Raw genomic sequence first — 17,128 nt, 5'->3', positions numbered from 1 at the left:
TCTTTATTTCATTACGCAAGATTTTCGAAGTATGCCTCCAACGCCTCCAGCTGTACGCTGGCATCCTCTATGGCGTTGAATGTGCGCCGAAACTGGTCATCTGGAGCGTGCTCCTGGAGATACCAGGAGACGTGTTTACGCGCAATTCGGTACCCTTTTGCCTGACCGTAGTGGTCATGCAGTTCCCGAACATGCGAACAAAGCAAGCGCTTAACCTCTGCCAGAGGCAGCGGGGCAAGCAGCTCCCCAGTGTCCAGATAATGCTGGATTTCCCGGAAGATCCAGGGTCTTCCCTGAGCGGCACGTCCTATCATCAGAGCATCAGCTCCCGTATAGTCGAGCACAGCTCTGGCTTTAAGCGGGTCAGTTATGTCGCCATTCGCGATAATCGGAATGGAAACTTTCTGCTTAACTGCCCGAATGCTGTCGTATTCAGCTTCACCGTTGAACAAACAGGCGCGCGTGCGTCCATGAATGGTCAGGGCCTGAATGCCACAGTCTTCGGCCAGTTGGGCAATCTCTACACAGTTACGGTGTTCCGGCGACCAACCCGTGCGAATCTTTAACGTAACAGGAACGTCCACTGCGCTGACAACCGCCGTCAGGATAGCTTTCACCTGGTCGGGGTATTGCAGAAGGGCTGAACCTGCAAGCTTGCGATTCACTTTTTTGGCCGGGCACCCCATATTGATATCAATAATCTGGGCACCACTTTCCACGTTGATACGCGCGGCATCTGCCATCTCTTCAGGCACGCTTCCGGCAATTTGCACGGTGCGAATACCCGGTTCATCAATGTGCACCATCCGAAGGCGGGATTTATCGCTTTCCCAAACCTGCGGGTTAGACGACATCATCTCGGATACGGTTAAACCGGCTCCCATCTCATAGCACAGCGTCCTGAACGGCCGGTCGGTAATACCTGCCATAGGGGCTGCGATCAGGCGATTTCTAAGCTGGTGGTGTCCGATGCGCATGAGTTAAGAAATGACCATACTGTGACTGCAAGGCGGCGTATATTACGCATTTTTTGCACGAGATGAAAGGCCAAACTTTGAACAATCCACTGTTGTAGATCAAGGAATCGCCGCTCAATCTTTCCGTTAAGAATTATTCACTATTTAAATCATTATGTTATGTGGGAATGGCTATTTTATGGGCGCTTACAATTTCCCGTAACTTCTCATCATTTCTGAATAAATGCTTCGATGAAGCGGGATAATCTGCTGTTTTTAGCAGCAGATTTCCCCACTTCTTTGCGATCTGCGTCGCATTTTAGAACATGATCGTCATGCGAAAAATGCGTCTTATTCGACCACAACGCGCCCGTGCAGCGACTGTACCGGACGGTTATTATCGTGATGCATGGTATGAGTAAATTTCTCAAGCTGTTCTGCTGAGAGGGTTAACGGCTGTTTGAGCACGATCCAGGTGACCCCTTCAGAACACGGTGGCGTGGTCAAGGAGCCGCTAAAGCGCCAGTAAGTTTTCACCTTTGGCAGCAGTTTGTTCAGGTTGAGATCCTTCTCAATAGATACATTCTGTTCAGCCTGCTGAGGCATCACACTCCACAGCTTTTCCAGCTCGGGATTCGCAGCACCTTTATCAAACATGACGGCCACCACGGCCAGCTCACCCGCGCTGTTTTTATGTACCAGATGCATCTCCATCGCGTACTTTTTGCCGTGCACGGTGTTTTCGCTCGGTGCATGGAAGTGGAACTGCTGTAGCGTCCAGGTTTGCTTGTCCAGGGTTATCGTGTTGCGGGTATCTGCCTTTTCGCTGGCCTGAATGGTATGGCCATTGTTTGTCAGCCCGACAGGGCCATCAATGTAGTGCGTTTTAAGCGGAGGGAGATGGGCGTTAGCGGTCGAATCAATATTAATCGGAGACTGGTTCATCCCGCTTTGACAAGTCTTGTATGCCTCGTCCAGCTCGCCCCAGTGTTCCGGTGAACCTTCCCCTTCGTAGCTCCAGTGTGACGCAAATGCTGAAGCCGAAACCATGCTCAGCGCCAGCAGCGCTGCCTTGCCTGTAATGTGTTTCATCATATTCTTCCGGTGAATTTTTATAATACAAATCAACATGATTTGTGTGGTTATTTTACCGAAGAATGGCAGAGGGAGAGAGAATAATCAGAGGGTGAAAGGCGTGGTCAGATGACCACGCCAAATGCTTATTTTTTACGGCCGGTGATGCGGCACCACTCTTCTTTCTCAACCACCGGGTCGAGGGTGAAAAGATCGGCGTAGGCTTCACACACGCTGTCGGCCTGGCTCGCCAGAATACCGGAAAGCCCCAGCAGACCGCCCTCAACGGGCAGCACGCTGATTAACGGGGCCAGCTCGCGCAGTGGGCCCGCCAGAATGTTTGCGACCACCACATCGGCTTTCATGGCGTCTGGCTGCGCATCCGGCAGATACAACTCCAGACGATCGGACACGCCGTTACGCTCGGCGTTGTCGCGGCTGGCCTGAATCGCCTGCGGATCGATATCGATCCCGATGGCTTTAGCTGCGCCCAGTTTCAGGGCGGCAATCGCGAGGATCCCGGATCCACAGCCGAAGTCGATCACCGTCTTCCCGTCCAGATCGAGACCATCCAGCCACTGTAGGCACAGGGATGTGGTTGGGTGAGTGCCGGTACCAAATGCAAGGCCCGGGTCGAGCATCACGTTGACCGCATTCTCGTCCGGGACGTCGCGCCAGCTTGGGCAGATCCACAGACGTTTGCCGAACTGCATCGGGTGGAAATTATCCATCCACTCGCGTTCCCAGTCTTTGTCTTCCAGCTGTTCGATTTTGTGCGCAAATCCCGCGCCCAGCAGAGGATGGTTTTCCAGAATCGCGACCACCTCTTTCATATCGGTTTCGGCATCAAACAGGCCAATAACGTCGGTATCGCCCCACAGGCGGGTTTCGCCCGGCAGCGGCTCAAAGACCGGCGTGTCATGCGTGTCCTGGAAGGTGATAGAGACCGAGCCGGCCTCCATCAGCGCATCGCTCAGTTCCTCGGCGTTAGCGCCGGTTGTGTTCAGTTTTAGTTGGATCCACGGCATGGCAAAACTCTTTATTTATCAGTAGAAATCATAGCGGGTTGTGGGACAGGCTGACCGAAACGGTTCCCCACCACAAACGCCAGTAAACTTAGCAGTAACGAAGGCACAATCGGATGGAAGCCCAGGTACTGAATCTTAAACGTTGCGAGGACGGCATACAGCACACCGCCGACGATCATGCCGCTCAGCGCGCCCGCCGCGTTTGCGCGTTCCCAGTAGAGCCCTAACACCAGTGGCCACAGGAATACCGCTTCCAGCCCACCAAATGCCAGCAGGTTCAGCCAGATGATCATCTCCGGCGGACGCCATGCGGCGAGCATCATCAGAATACCGAGCACCAGCGTGGTCCAGGTTGAGATGCGTTTCAGCTTCTGCTCATTATGCATTTTAGCCGGACGCGCGCTAAGCCACAGATCTTTGATAATGGTGGCGGAAGCCTGAAGCAGGTGCGCGTTAACGTTGGACATGATGGCCGCCATCGGTGCAGCAAGGAATAAACCTGCGGCCCACGGCGGCAGAACCTGCACCATCAGCGTTGGGATCACCTGATCCGGCACGGTCAGGTGAGGTAATACAGCTCGACCCAGCGCGCCCGCCAGATGCATGCCCAGCATCAGAAGGGCGACAACGACGGTACCAATCACAATCCCGCGGTGAACGGCTTTGCTGTCTTTATAGGAGATACAGCGCACGGCGGTGTGTGGCAGACCGATAACCCCAAAACAAACCAGCACCCAGAAGGAGGTCATAAACGCGGGCGTCAGGATATCGTCAGCACCATGAGGGCTAACCAGCTTAGGATCGATCTGTTCCAGCGTTTGCACCGCATTGTGTAACCCGCCGGCCGCGTAGATGACGCCAACCAGCAGCACAAGAGTACCTATCAGCATCACCATGCCCTGCATGGTGTCGTTCAGCACGCTGGCGCGGAAACCGCCAAACGCGGTGTACAGCGCAATCGTGATCCCGAAGATGAGCAGCCCGGTCTCGTACTTAATACCCGCCGCCGTTTCCAGCAGGCGCGCGCCGCCAATAAACTGAACGGCAATGGCGCCGACGAAGGCGACAATCAGGCTGATACTGGCAATCCAGACCACCGCGCGGCTCTGATAACGCGCCTGCAGCATGTCGTTCAGCGTAATGGCGTTATAGCGGCGAGCGAGTATGGCAAATTTTTTGCCCAGAATACCCAGTGACAGCCAAATCGTGGGCACCTGAATCATGGCCAGCAATACCCAGCCCAGGCCGTATTTGTATGCGGCTCCCGGCCCGCCGATAAACGAACTGGCGCTCACATAGGTGGCGGTCAGCGTCATCGCCAGCACAAACCCGCCCATGGAACGGCTGCCGAGGAAATATTCGCTCAGGAACGATCCGGTACTGCGTTTGCGCATGGCATAGAAAGATAGGCCAAATACCACGATCAAATAGACAACCAGTACGGTGATGATTTCAGTTTGCATCACTGTCCTCCAGCGGGAAATCGCGGAAGATAAAGCGCACCATCAGCCAGCTGAGCAAAATGAAAACCAACGGCACCAGCAGACACGCCATTTCAAACCAGTGCGGCAGGCCGGTTATGCCGGATGCTGAATTCGGTAAGTAAGCAGTTACTAACCATGCGGCGAGATAGAGAAGGGTCAGCCACAGCGCCCAGCGCGCTTCTTTATGGGCCTGAACAAAACGTTTGTCCATTTTTTGTCCCTTGTGGATGAAGAAAGCGGGGATTGTACATGATGAGGCTTTCCAGGCCCCAGAAATAAAAAAGGCCGGATAATCCGGCCTTTTCGTGTGCGCGCAGTCTTACTTCTCGTTAAGACCGAGTTTCTTCTCGAGATAGTGGATGTTGGTTCCACCATTCTGGAAGTGCTCGTCGCTCATAATGCGCATCTGCAGATCAACGTTGGTTTTGATACCGTCGATGATCAGCTCCTGCAGGGCGTTCTTCATGCGGGCAATCGCCACGTCACGGTTTTCGCCGTAGCAGATAAGCTTGCCGATCATTGAGTCATAGTACGGCGGTACGGTGTAACCGGCGTAGATATGAGATTCCCAACGCACGCCAAAGCCGCCCGGCGCGTGGAAACGCGTGATTTTACCCGGGCTTGGCAGGAAGGTGTTCGGGTCTTCGGCGTTGATACGACACTCGATCGCATGGCCTTTCACCACAACTTCTTCCTGCTTGATGGACAGCGGCTGACCGGCTGCGATACGCAGCTGTTCTTTGATCAGGTCAACGCCGGTGATCATTTCGGTAACCGGGTGTTCAACCTGAATACGGGTGTTCATTTCGATGAAATAGAACTCGCCGTTTTCGAACAGGAACTCAAAGGTACCCGCCCCGCGATAGCCGATATCGACACACGCTTTGGCGCAACGTTCGCCGATGTAGCGACGCAGTTCCGGGGTAATACCCGGTGCTGGCGCTTCTTCGACCACTTTCTGGTGACGACGCTGCATGGAGCAGTCACGTTCTGCCAGATAGATCGCGTTGCCCTGACCGTCAGCCAGCACCTGAATTTCGATGTGGCGTGGGTTTTCCAGGTATTTTTCCATGTATACCATGTCATTGCTGAAAGCGGCTTTCGCTTCAGCTTTGGTCATGGAGATGGACTGCGCCAGGTCAGCATCGCTACGCACAACGCGCATACCGCGACCGCCGCCGCCGCCGGACGCCTTGATGATAACCGGGTAGCCAATGCGTTTAGCATGAGCACGGTTAGCATCCATGTCGTCGGTCAGAGGGCCGTCAGAGCCTGGTACGGTTGGCACACCGGCTTTTTTCATCGCGGTGATTGCAGACACTTTGTCGCCCATCAGGCGGATGGTGTCGGCTTTCGGGCCGATGAAGATGAAGCCAGAGCGTTCAACCTGCTCAGCAAAGTTGGCGTTCTCAGAGAGGAAGCCGTAACCCGGATGAATTGCCACCGCGCCGGTGATTTCAGCGGCGCTGATGATAGCCGGGATGTTCAGATAGCTTTTTACGGACGGAGCCGGGCCAATACAGACCGTCTCATCCGCCAGCAATACGTGTTTTAAATCGCGATCCGCGCTTGAGTGCACAGCGACGGTCTTGATGCCCAGTTCTTTACAGGCACGAAGAATACGCAGTGCGATCTCGCCGCGGTTAGCGATAACAATTTTATCCAGCATGTACGCCTCGTTACTCGATGACGACCAGCGGCTCGTCAAATTCAACCGGCTGACCACTTTCGACCAGAATCGCTTTCACAGTACCTGATTTGTCTGCTTCGATCTGGTTCATCATTTTCATCGCTTCAACGATGCACAGGGTATCGCCTACGTTGACTTTCTGACCCACTTCGATGAACGCCTTCGCGTCCGGGCTCGGGGTGCGGTAGAAAGTACCAACCATTGGGGAACGTACGATGTGACCACTGATTTCTGCTGCAGCGGCAGGTGCGGCTTCAGCTGCTGGCGCAACGGCTGCGGAGAGCGCAGGCTGCTGCACTGGCGCAGCATAAGCCTGCTGCATTACCGGGAAGCTAGCGGCTGGGGCTGCACGGCTGATGCGTACAGACTCTTCGCCTTCAGAAATTTCCAGTTCGGAGATGCCTGATTCTTCAACCAGCTCGATCAGTTTTTTAATCTTACGAATATCCATGAGTGGGTTCCGTACTCTTGTTTAGTGTGATTGTGACAAGCGTTTTACCGCTGTCTGTAAAGCGTATGAATAGCCGTCTGCGCCCAGTCCACAGATAACGCCAGCGGCGATATCTGACAGATACGAATGGTGGCGGAACGGCTCTCGGGCGTGCACGTTACTCAGGTGGATCTCGATAAACGGGATACTCACCGCGAGCAGTGCGTCGCGGATAGCAACACTGGTGTGCGTAAACGCGGCCGGATTGATCAGGATATAGTCCACATTGTCTTTAGCCTGATGAATACGGTCGATGATTGCGTACTCCGCATTCGACTGAAAATGATCCAAATCCACATTCAGTGACGCTGCTTCCGTTCCCAGACGGTTAACAATTTCACTCAATGTCAGCGTGCCGTACTTCTCTGGCTCACGGGTTCCGAGCATGTTCAGGTTCGGTCCGTTCAAAACTAAGATATGGAACTTATCAGTCATTATGCCGCTATCTCCTGCGATTTTCGGGTAAAAAACAAAATATACCTTCGAAACGCAAATGTCACCTTTTCAGAGGCTTAAAACCGCTGTCAGGTGAACCAAGGTCGCACATTATAACGATTTCGTAGCATTTAGCAGCTAAATACTGGTCTTATCAGGGAAGATTATCAACCGCTATCCGAAAAAGATTTGCGGTTGACGGGGAATATGCGGGAAAACGCACAGTTTCGCGAACTATCGCAACCACTGGCGGAACTTCTTGTAACGCCATGCTAAAAGCGCCACGGCGGCCAGTGCGTACAGGACCGGCTGCGGGGAGAGGATCTTCACCGACCACAGGTAATGAATGGGGGCGAGGATCGCGACAAGATAGACGAAGTTGTGCAGCAGCTGCCAGCGCCTGCCCAGTTTTCGCTGCGCATATTGCGTGGAGGTCAGCGCTAACGCCAGTAAAATCACCCAGCTCACAATACCCAGCGTCAGATAAGGGCGTGTCACCAGTTCGCGGCCAAGCAGTGCCAGATTGTTAATTCCCAGTTCCAGCAGGGCATAGCTGGTGAGGTGCAGCGTCGCCCAGGCAAAACACCATAGCCCTAACAGCCGACGGGTGCGTATCAATAGTGGCTGTTTAGCGTAGCGCGCCAGCGGCGAAACGAGCAAGGTGGCCAGCAAAAATTTCAGAGCCATCCGACCGGTAAAATGCTGGATATCCTTGGCCGGGTCTGCGCTAAAGAGCCCCTGGCTGGCGGCCCAGAACAGCCATATAAAAGGAAGTAACCCGGCCAGGTGCAGCAGCACTTTCAGCCAGGTAATCTGTTTTGCCGTTAAACGCACTCAGAAGTTCTCCCGTAAATTGAGGCCACGGTACAGCGAGGCCACTTCATCCGCATAGCCGTTAAACAGCAGCGTGGGCTGACGCTTCACGTCCAGCGCACCGCCGGAACCGATAAACCGCTCGGTTGCCTGCGACCAGCGCGGGTGATCCACATGCGGGTTCACGTTGGCGAAGAAGCCGTATTCGTTCGGAGCCGCCAGATTCCAGGTGGTGGGCGGACGCTCGCGGGTGAGCTTAATGCTGACGATGGACTTAATTCCTTTGAAACCGTATTTCCACGGTACGGTTAAACGAATGGGGGCGCCGTTCTGCGGCGGAAGCGCCTTGCCGTACACGCCAACGGTCAGCAGGGTAAGCGGGTGCATCGCCTCATCGAGACGTAGCCCTTCCACATACGGATACTCAAGCCCGCCGCCGATAAACCGGTCTTTTTGCCCTGGCATCTCGTCCGGCGCATAGCGCGTCTGGAAAGCGACATATTTTGCGTTGCTGGTGGGCTCAACCATCGCCAGCAGTTTATGCAGCGGGAAGCCGACCCACGGCACCACCATCGACCAGGCCTCCACGCAGCGCATGCGGTAGATACGCTCTTCGAGCGGGAAACGGGTGGTCAGATCGTGATGATCCAGCGTCAGGGGTTTTGCCACTTCGCCATCAATCTTCAGCGTCCACGGATCGGTTTTGAGGCTACCGGCGTTGGCGGCAGGATCGGCCTTGTCGAGACCAAATTCGTAGAAGTTGTTGTAGCCGGTGACTTTATCTTCTGGCGTCAGCGTCAGTTTATTTTGCCATTGGGCGGGTTTCGCAAAGGTGAGCGGGGCGCCGGAAGGGGCCTTCGGCCGATCGTTGCCTTTAAACCAGTCGAGCAGGTCGGCGTGTGCCGCCGGAGAGAGCGTCAGGGCTGTGGCGCTGATGCCAAGCATTTTCAGGATCTGGCGGCGCTGTAACATAAAGACAGACTCGGACGTTACGTCGGCTTCCGTCAGTTTTCGGTTTTTCATGGCATCCTCCGTCATGCGTTTTCCTAAGCATGACGGAGGAGAGGGATTCGCGCGAATATGTCACGAAAATTTGAAGATTAGGCGATTTTCACCAGCGCACGACCGTGGAACTGGTTGTCCATGATCTTACTGGCGTATTCCGGCGCCTGGCTGAGGGTTATCTCCGTTGCGCTCTGGGTATAGAAAGATTCCGGCAGATCGCGTACCAGACGTTCCCATGCCTGCGTACGGCGAGCCGCTGGGGTCATCACGGAATCCACACCCTGCAGGCGGACGTTACGCAAAATAAATGGCATCACGGTGGTGGGCAGGGCAAATCCGCCCGCCAGTCCACAGGCTGCCACGCAGCCGCCGTAGTTCATCTGCGCCAGGACTTTTGCCAGCACTTTATCACCGACGGTATCCACCGCGCCTGCCCAGACCTGTTTTTCCAGTGGACGAGTTTCGGCGAATTCGTCACGGCTGAGAATGCGGCTGGCGCCGAGCTGGCGCAGGTAATCGTGGGTGCTTTCACGACCGGAAACCGCCGCGACCTGATAGCCCAGCTTGTGCAGCAGCGTGACAGCCGTGCTGCCCACGCCGCCGCTGGCACCGGTGACGACAATTTCACCCGACTCAGGGCGGATGCCCGCCTCTTCCAGCGCCATCACACACAGCATGGCGGTAAAGCCTGCCGTACCGACGATCATCGCCTTGCGGCCATCCATGCCTTTCGGCATTGGCACCAGCCAGTCGCCCTTCACGCGCGCCTGCGTTGCCAGCCCGCCCCAGTGATTTTCACCTACGCCCCAGCCGGTGAGCAGCACCTGCTGGCCCGGGTGGAAGCGCGGATCCTCGCTGGTATGAACCCGGCCAGCGAAATCAATCCCTGGCACCATAGGGAAATTTCGGATGATTTTACCCTTACCGGTAATCGCCAGCGCATCTTTATAATTTAAACTGGACCAGTCGATGTCGACGGTTACTTCGCCTTCCGGCAGGCGACTCTCTTCAACCGCCTGCACTGAGGCAAGCGTTTTGCCGTCCTGCTGTTCTAAGATCAAAGCCTGCATACGGGGTCCTCTCGACTCAGATGATTGGAAAATAATTTCTGAAGACTATACTCGCTCAGGGAAACGCAATGCCGATTTAACGCAATAAATTGCCAGATACACTCGATTTGGTAGTATGCCGCATTTGGAATGCAAGTTAGCGCTTACTCGCTACCCCATCAACCCACGGAGTAATCTCAAGGATGCGATTAACGACGAAGTTCTCGGCTTTTATCACCTTGCTGACGGGGCTTACCATTTTTGTCACGCTTATGGGCTGCTCCCTGAGCTTTTACACCGCCATTCAGGACAAGCTGGTTAACCGGGTACAGTCTGTTGCATCGGTGATTGATGCGCGTCTGCTGACGACGCCGCTACCGGTGCTCTCCCGTGAGCTCGATGAGTTGATGGTACCTGTTGATATCGTTCAGATCGACATTCTGCAGGGAAAGCATCGTGTTTTAAGCCACGAACGGCCGGGAAGCTATCGTCCTGCGGGCGTGGTGAGCCAGTATCGGGAAGTGACGGTGCATTCCCTGAAAAATCCGGGGATGACCATACACATGGTCTACCTCGATCCGATGGCGAGCTATTTTCGTTCAATGATGACCACCGCACCGCTCACCGTCGCCGTTGCGTTTATCGTCCTGCTGATCTTTCTCGCGGTCCGCTGGCTGCGCCGACAGCTCTCCGGCCAGGAGCTGCTGGAGATGCGCTCCGTGCGGATCCTTAACGGTGAACGCGGTCCGCAGGTGCGTGGCTCGGTCCATGAGTGGCCGTCACGCGCCAGCAGCGCGCTGGATACGCTGCTCTCGGAAATCCAGTTTGCCAGCGACCAGCGCAGCCGAATGGATACGCTGATTCGCTCTTATGCCGCCCAGGATAATAAAACTGGCCTTAACAACCGTCTTTTCTTTGATAATCAACTCGCGACGCTGCTCGACGATTCAGAAAAAGTGGGGACACACGGGGTGGTGATGATGATTCGCCTGCCCGATTTCGATCTCCTGCGCGATACCTGGGGACAGCGGGCTGCGGAAGAAAACCTCTTTACGCTGATCAACCTGCTCTCCACCTTTATTATGCGCTACCCGGGCGCGCTGCTGGCCCGCTATCACCGCAGCGACTTTGCCGTATTGTTGCCTCATCGTACGCTGAAGGAGTCGGAAAGCATCGCCAGCCAGCTGCTGAAAGCGGTGGATGCGCTGCCGCAGAGCAAAATGCTCGACAGGGACGATATGGTCCACATGGGGATCTGCGCCTGGCGTGGCGGACAATCGACAGAACAGGTGATGGAACATGCGGAAGCCGCCACCCGCAACGCCGTGTTGCAGGGGGCGAACGGATGGGCGGTTTATGACGACTCGCTGCCGGAAAAAGGGCGTGGCAACGTGCGCTGGCGTACTTTGATTGAGCAAATGCTTAGCCGCGGTGGACCACGTATTTATCAAAAACCCGCGGTCATGAAAAACGGCAACGTTCATCACCGCGAGCTGATGTGTCGTATTTTTGACGGTACGGAAGAGGTTATCTCGGCGGAATATCTGCCGATGGTCCTGCAATTTGGCCTGTCCGAAGAGTATGACCGCCAGCAAATTACCCGATTGATTCCGTTTTTATCTTTTTGGCCTGAAGAAAGTCTGGCATTACAGGTTACCGTTGAGTCATTAATACGCCCACGTTTTCAGCGCTGGCTTCGTGATACATTAATGCAATGCGAAAAATCGCAACGCAAACACATTATTTTTGAACTTGCTGAGGCCGACGTAGGTCAACACATCAGCCGGTTACGTCCGGTGGTACGTTTGATCAATGCGCTCGGTGCGCGTGTGGCGGTGACTCAGGCAGGTTTAACGCTGGTCAGTACCAACTGGATCAAGGAGCTGGATGTGGAGTTATTAAAGCTACATCCGGGGCTGGTAAGGAATATTGAGAAGCGTACGGAAAACCAGCTGCTGGTACAGAGTCTGGTAGAAGCATGCAAGGGAACGCGAACACAAGTATTTGCCACGGGCGTGCGCTCCAGAAGTGAATGGCAGATGTTAACAGAGCGCGGTGTGATGGGTGGTCAGGGGGATTTTTTTGCTGCCTCTCAACCGCTTGACACCAACGTGAAAAAATATTTGCAAAGATACTCTGTTTGACCTGCCGTTTACGCTGTTTTCACGTAGAATATCGCGCCTGTAGCTTTGAGTATGTCGAGCAAAAAGCCAGTGAACGACCTTTAACGGGTTACAAACGTCAGTGGGGAACGCTACTGTTTATTCAGCCCTGAGGGAGTCAGGGGATGATTTTGTAACATCAGGAAACGTACTGCACAAATTTTCACCGTTGCAGATGATTTTTGCGCCTTGTCGCTGCTGCGTGTGGTTGGTAAAGTAAGCGGATTTTGTTTTCCGCCCCAGCTTTCAGGATTATCCCTTAGTATGTTGAAAAAATTTCGTGGCATGTTTTCCAATGACCTGTCCATTGACCTGGGTACCGCGAATACCCTTATTTATGTAAAAGGACAAGGCATCGTATTGAATGAGCCTTCTGTTGTGGCCATTCGTCAGGATCGTGCAGGCTCGCCGAAAAGCGTGGCCGCAGTGGGTCATGACGCGAAGCAGATGCTGGGTCGTACCCCTGGCAACATCGCCGCCATTCGCCCAATGAAAGACGGCGTTATCGCCGACTTCTTCGTGACTGAAAAAATGCTTCAGCACTTCATCAAGCAGGTTCACAGCAACAGCTTCATGCGCCCAAGCCCGCGTGTTCTGGTGTGTGTGCCGGTTGGTGCAACCCAGGTAGAGCGTCGCGCAATTCGTGAATCTGCCCAGGGCGCAGGTGCGCGTGAAGTGTTCCTGATTGAAGAGCCAATGGCGGCGGCCATCGGTGCTGGTCTGCCTGTGTCTGAAGCGACCGGTTCCATGGTGGTGGATATCGGTGGTGGTACCACTGAAGTGGCCGTTATCTCTCTGAACGGCGTGGTGTACTCCTCTTCCGTACGTATCGGTGGTGACCGCTTCGACGAAGCCATCATTAATTATGTACGCCGTAACTACGGCTCTCTGATCGGTGAAGCCACCGCAGAGCGTATCAAACACGAAATCGGCTCTGCGTATCCGGGCGATGAAGTGCGTGAGATCGAAGTACGTGGCCGTAACCTGGCTGAAGGTGTGCCACGCGGTTTCACCCTGAACTCCAACGAAATTCTGGAAGCACTGCAGGAACCACTGACGGGTATCGTGAGCGCGGTAATGGTCGCGCTGGAACAGTGCCCACCAGAGCTGGCGTCCGATATCTCCGAGCGCGGTATGGTTCTGACCGGTGGTGGTGCGCTGCTGCGTAACCTCGACCGCCTGTTAATGGAAGAGACAGGTATTCCTGTCGTAGTTGCAGAAGATCCACTGACTTGCGTCGCCCGTGGTGGTGGCAAGGCGCTGGAAATGATCGACATGCACGGCGGCGATTTGTTCAGCGAAGAGTAGTCGAGTTTGAGAGGGTAGCAATTTGCTACCCTTTCTCTCTGACGCGAGAATACGCATAGCCTATGAAGCCAATTTTTAGCCGTGGCCCATCGCTACAGTTTCGCCTCATTCTGGCGGTTCTGGTTGCGCTTGGGGTCATTATTGCCGATAGCCGCCTCGGTACGTTCAGCCAGATCAGAACGTACATGGATACCGCCGTCAGTCCTTTCTACTTTGTTTCAAATGGTCCCCGTGAACTGCTCGACTCCGTTTCTCAAACGCTGTCTTCGCGCGACCAACTCGAACTCGAAAACCGGGCATTACGTCAGGAACTGTTGCTGAAAAACAGCGAACTGCTGATGCTGGGGCAATACAAGCAGGAAAACGCGCGTCTGCGTGAACTGCTCGGCTCGCCGCTGCGTCAGGATGAGCAGAAAATGGTCACGCAGGTGATCTCCACCGTGAACGACCCCTACAGCGATCAGGTTGTGATCGACAAAGGGAGCGTGAACGGGGTGTATGAAGGTCAGCCTGTTATCAGTGATAAAGGCGTCGTGGGCCAGGTGGTTGCCGTGGCCAAGCTGACCAGCCGCGTGCTGCTGATTTGCGATGCCACGCATGCGCTGCCGATCCAGGTCCTGCGTAACGACATCCGCGTGATTGCGGCCGGTAATGGCTGTACGGACGACCTGCAGCTGGAACACCTGCCGGCTAACACGGATATCCGCGTGGGTGACGTTCTGGTGACCTCCGGTCTGGGCGGACGCTTCCCTGAGGGCTATCCGGTTGCGGTGGTTTCTTCAGTGAAGCTGGATACGCAGCGTGCCTATACCGTAATTCAGGCGCGTCCAACCGCCGGTTTGCAGCGTCTGCGCTATCTGCTGCTGCTGTGGGGCGCCGATCGTAACGGTGCTAACCCGATGACGCCTGAAGAGGTGCATCGCGTAGCAAATGAGCGCCTGATGCAGATGATGCCGCAGGTTCTCCCGCCTGCGGATTCCATGGGGCCGCCTGCGCCAGTCCCGGCGCCGGCAACCGGGTTAACGCAGCCGCTGCCGGATGCGCCGCCACCGCCTAAACTCTCTTCGGGAGGGCAGTAGTGGCAAGCTATCGTAGCCAGGGACGCTGGGTCATCTGGCTCTCGTTTCTCATTGCACTGTTGCTGCAAGTGATGCCCTGGCCGGATGACATTCTCGTTTTCCGGCCAAACTGGGTATTGCTCATTTTGCTCTACTGGATCCTTGCCCTGCCGCATCGCGTAAATGTCGGCACAGGTTTCGTGATGGGTGCCATACTGGATCTCATTAGCGGCTCTACGCTTGGCGTGCGCGCCTTGTCCATGAGCATTATTGCGTACCTCGTCGCACTCAAATTCCAGCTCTTCCGTAACCTTGCGCTCTGGCAACAGGCCCTGGTGGTGATGCTATTGTCGCTCGCTGCGGATATCGTTGTTTTCTGGGCAGAGTTTTTAGTGATCAACGTCTCTTTCCGACCGGAAGTGTTCTGGAGTAGTGTAGTAAACGGTGTGCTCTGGCCATGGTTATTCCTGCTGATGCGTAAGGTTCGCCAGCAGTTTGCTGTGCAATAAAAGGTTTCTATGACGTCTTTGTATCTCGCTTCCGGCTCCCCGCGCCGTCAGGAACTCCTGACGCAGCTAGGGGTCTCTTTTGAACGCATCGTGACCGGCATTGAAGAAAAACGTGCTGAGGGCGAAAGCGCGCAACAGTACGTGTCTCGCCTGGCGCGTGAGAAAGCGCAGGCGGGCGTGGCCAGTGTGCCATGCGATCTCCCCGTGCTGGGAGCAGATACCATCGTTATTCTGAACGGTGAAGTGCTTGAGAAACCGCGCGACGCCGATCATGCGGCGCGCATGCTGCGCAAACTGTCCGGACATACGCATCAGGTGATGACGGCCGTCGCGCTGGCTGACAGCCAGCATGTGCTGGATTGCCTGGTGGTGACAGAAGTGACGTTCAGAGTGCTTACCGACGACGACATCGCCGCTTATATTGCCAGCGGTGAACCAATGGATAAGGCAGGTGCATACGGTATTCAGGGGCTGGGTGGCTGTTTTGTCAGGAAGATTCATGGCAGCTATCACGCCGTAGTCGGCTTACCGCTGGTGGAAACGTATGAGTTGCTGAGCAATTTTAACTCACTGCGTGAGGGAAGGGATAATTATGACGGCTGAATTGTTGGTAAACGTAACGCCATCGGAAACCCGTGTGGCCTATATTGATGGTGGCATTCTTCAGGAAATTCATATTGAGCGTGAAGCGCGGCGCGGAATAGTAGGCAATATCTACAAAGGTCGTGTCAGTCGTGTACTACCGGGTATGCAGGCGGCTTTTGTAGATATTGGACTGGATAAGGCGGCATTTTTACATGCCTCCGATATCATGCCGCACACCGAGTGCGTCGCGGGCGAAGAGCAAAAGCAGTTTGCCGTGCGCGACATTTCCGAACTGGTGCGTCAGGGACAGGATCTGATGGTGCAGGTGGTGAAAGATCCTCTCGGTACCAAAGGCGCCCGTCTGACCACCGACATCACCTTACCTTCCCGCTATCTGGTCTTTATGCCCGGCGCGTCGCACGTGGGCGTTTCGCAGCGTATTGAGAGCGAAAGCGAGCGCGAGCGTCTGAAAAAAGTGGTCAGCGCCTACTGCGATGAGCAGGGCGGGTTTATCATCCGTACCGCCGCAGAGGGGATCAGCGAGGAAGACCTGGCGTCGGATGCGGCATACCTGAAGCGCGTCTGGACCAAAGTGATGGAGCGTAAAAAACGCAACCAGACCCGCTACCAGCTCTACGGTGAACTGGCGCTTGCACAACGCGTTCTGCGTGACTTTGCTGATGCGCAGCTCGACCGCATTCGCGTGGACTCGCGCCTGACCTATGAAGCGCTGCTGGAATTTACCGCCGAATATATCCCCGAGATGCCTGGCCTGCTGGAGCATTATTCAGGGCGTCAGCCGATCTTCGATCTCTATGATGTCGAAAACGAGATCCAGCGTGCGCTGGAGCGTAAGGTTGAACTGAAGTCAGGCGGCTATCTGATCATCGATCAGACCGAAGCGATGACCACCGTCGATATTAACACCGGCGCGTTTGTCGGCCATCGCAATCTCGATGACACCATCTTCAACACCAACATCGAAGCCACGCAGGCGATTGCGCGCCAGCTTCGTCTGCGCAATCTGGGCGGCATTATCATCATCGACTTCATCGATATGAGTAATGAAGACCATCGTCGCCGCGTGCTGCACTCGCTTGAGCAGGCGTTGAGTAAAGATCGCGTGAAAACCAGCATCAACGGCTTCTCACAGCTGGGGCTGGTGGAAATGACGCGTAAGCGTACCCGCGAGAGCGTGGAGCATGTGCTGTGTAATGAATGCCCGACCTGCCATGGACGCGGAACGGTAAAGACGGTTGAGACCGTCTGCTACGAAATTATGCGTGAAATTGTGCGTGTGCATCATGCCTACGACTCCGACCGTTTTCTGGTCTATGCTTCCCCTGCGGTGGCTGAAGCGCTGAAAGGCGAAGAGTCACACGCGCTGGCGGAAGTGGAAATCTTTGTCGGCAAACAGGTAAAAGTACAAATTGAACCGCTCTATAACCAGGAGCAGTTTGACGTCGTGATGATGTAAGCGCA

Annotated in this window: 17 protein-coding genes; 6 read left to right on the top strand and 11 right to left on the bottom strand. The window is 54.9% G+C overall.

Going from position 1 to position 17,128, the window contains the following annotated elements; all coding sequences use genetic code 11:
* Window positions 1–11 precede the first annotated feature (11 nt).
* The 11 genes from dusB to acuI form a co-directional block, all read right to left on the bottom strand.
* The gene (gene dusB, locus OTG14_RS20480; protein WP_045329658.1) at window positions 12–977 is read right to left on the bottom strand and encodes a tRNA dihydrouridine synthase DusB; all 966 of its coding nucleotides are present in this window, start codon (window positions 975–977) and stop codon (window positions 12–14) included.
* 330 nt (window positions 978–1,307) lie between these two features.
* Window positions 1,308–2,048, bottom strand: coding sequence for a carbonic anhydrase (locus OTG14_RS20475; RefSeq protein ID WP_157189959.1), 741 nt, complete (start codon window positions 2,046–2,048; stop codon window positions 1,308–1,310).
* A 128-nt stretch (window positions 2,049–2,176) separates the two neighbouring features.
* A complete protein-coding gene (gene prmA, locus OTG14_RS20470) occupies window positions 2,177–3,058 on the bottom strand; it encodes a 50S ribosomal protein L11 methyltransferase (RefSeq protein WP_267215681.1) in 882 nt (293 codons plus the stop codon).
* Window positions 3,059–3,069: 11 nt separating this feature from the next.
* A complete protein-coding gene (gene panF, locus OTG14_RS20465) occupies window positions 3,070–4,521 on the bottom strand; it encodes a sodium/pantothenate symporter (protein WP_032650448.1) in 1,452 nt (483 codons plus the stop codon).
* Window positions 4,511–4,753, bottom strand: a complete 243-nt coding sequence (locus OTG14_RS20460; protein WP_267215680.1) for a YhdT family protein — start codon at window positions 4,751–4,753, stop codon at window positions 4,511–4,513. Before OTG14_RS20460 ends, panF begins: the two co-directional genes overlap by 11 nt.
* Window positions 4,754–4,861: 108 nt before the next feature.
* Complete coding sequence (gene accC, locus OTG14_RS20455) at window positions 4,862–6,211, bottom strand: acetyl-CoA carboxylase biotin carboxylase subunit (protein ID WP_024906319.1); 1,350 nt, start codon at window positions 6,209–6,211, stop codon at window positions 4,862–4,864.
* Between the two features lie 10 nt (window positions 6,212–6,221).
* Window positions 6,222–6,683 (bottom strand): acetyl-CoA carboxylase biotin carboxyl carrier protein, encoded by a 462-nt coding sequence (accB, locus tag OTG14_RS20450; RefSeq protein ID WP_010436174.1) that lies wholly within the window; start codon window positions 6,681–6,683, stop codon window positions 6,222–6,224.
* A gap of 21 nt (window positions 6,684–6,704) precedes the next feature.
* Entirely contained in the window at window positions 6,705–7,157 is a 453-nt protein-coding gene (gene aroQ / locus OTG14_RS20445; RefSeq protein ID WP_024906320.1) for a type II 3-dehydroquinate dehydratase, read from the bottom strand.
* A gap of 234 nt (window positions 7,158–7,391) precedes the next feature.
* Window positions 7,392–7,991, bottom strand: coding sequence for a protein-methionine-sulfoxide reductase heme-binding subunit MsrQ (msrQ, locus tag OTG14_RS20440; protein ID WP_024906321.1), 600 nt, complete (start codon window positions 7,989–7,991; stop codon window positions 7,392–7,394).
* Window positions 7,992–8,993 (bottom strand): protein-methionine-sulfoxide reductase catalytic subunit MsrP, encoded by a 1,002-nt coding sequence (gene msrP / locus OTG14_RS20435; RefSeq protein ID WP_148769722.1) that lies wholly within the window; start codon window positions 8,991–8,993, stop codon window positions 7,992–7,994.
* A gap of 77 nt (window positions 8,994–9,070) precedes the next feature.
* Window positions 9,071–10,045, bottom strand: a complete 975-nt coding sequence (gene acuI, locus OTG14_RS20430; RefSeq protein WP_248272489.1) for an acrylyl-CoA reductase (NADPH) — start codon at window positions 10,043–10,045, stop codon at window positions 9,071–9,073.
* A 182-nt stretch (window positions 10,046–10,227) separates the two neighbouring features.
* On the opposite strand from acuI, the gene csrD reads away from it, so the two are divergent.
* The 6 genes from csrD to rng all read left to right on the top strand — a co-directional run bounded on the left by csrD (window position 10,228) and on the right by rng (window position 17,123).
* Window positions 10,228–12,168 carry an RNase E specificity factor CsrD gene (gene csrD / locus OTG14_RS20425; protein ID WP_267215679.1) on the top strand — a complete coding sequence of 647 codons (1,941 nt, stop codon included), beginning with the start codon at window positions 10,228–10,230 and terminating at the stop codon, window positions 12,166–12,168.
* 282 nt (window positions 12,169–12,450) lie between these two features.
* Window positions 12,451–13,494 carry a rod shape-determining protein MreB gene (gene mreB, locus OTG14_RS20420; protein ID WP_000913396.1) on the top strand — a complete coding sequence of 348 codons (1,044 nt, stop codon included), beginning with the start codon at window positions 12,451–12,453 and terminating at the stop codon, window positions 13,492–13,494.
* A 62-nt stretch (window positions 13,495–13,556) separates the two neighbouring features.
* Window positions 13,557–14,573, top strand: coding sequence for a rod shape-determining protein MreC (gene mreC / locus OTG14_RS20415; protein ID WP_023309400.1), 1,017 nt, complete (start codon window positions 13,557–13,559; stop codon window positions 14,571–14,573).
* Window positions 14,573–15,061, top strand: a complete 489-nt coding sequence (gene mreD / locus OTG14_RS20410; RefSeq protein WP_023309399.1) for a rod shape-determining protein MreD — start codon at window positions 14,573–14,575, stop codon at window positions 15,059–15,061. The genes mreC and mreD overlap by 1 nt, the downstream gene beginning before the upstream one ends.
* A gap of 9 nt (window positions 15,062–15,070) precedes the next feature.
* Entirely contained in the window at window positions 15,071–15,664 is a 594-nt protein-coding gene (locus OTG14_RS20405) for a Maf family protein (protein ID WP_032650440.1), read from the top strand.
* Window positions 15,654–17,123, top strand: coding sequence for a ribonuclease G (gene rng / locus OTG14_RS20400; RefSeq protein ID WP_032650437.1), 1,470 nt, complete (start codon window positions 15,654–15,656; stop codon window positions 17,121–17,123). The genes OTG14_RS20405 and rng overlap by 11 nt, the downstream gene beginning before the upstream one ends.
* The last annotated feature ends 5 nt before the right edge of the window (window positions 17,124–17,128 follow it).

The organism is Enterobacter pseudoroggenkampii, assembly GCF_026420145.1.
Classification (GTDB): Bacteria; Pseudomonadota; Gammaproteobacteria; order Enterobacterales; family Enterobacteriaceae; genus Enterobacter; species Enterobacter pseudoroggenkampii.
The sequence above is the reverse complement of the archived record's forward strand: the minus strand, read 5'-3'. Positions and strand labels throughout refer to the sequence as shown.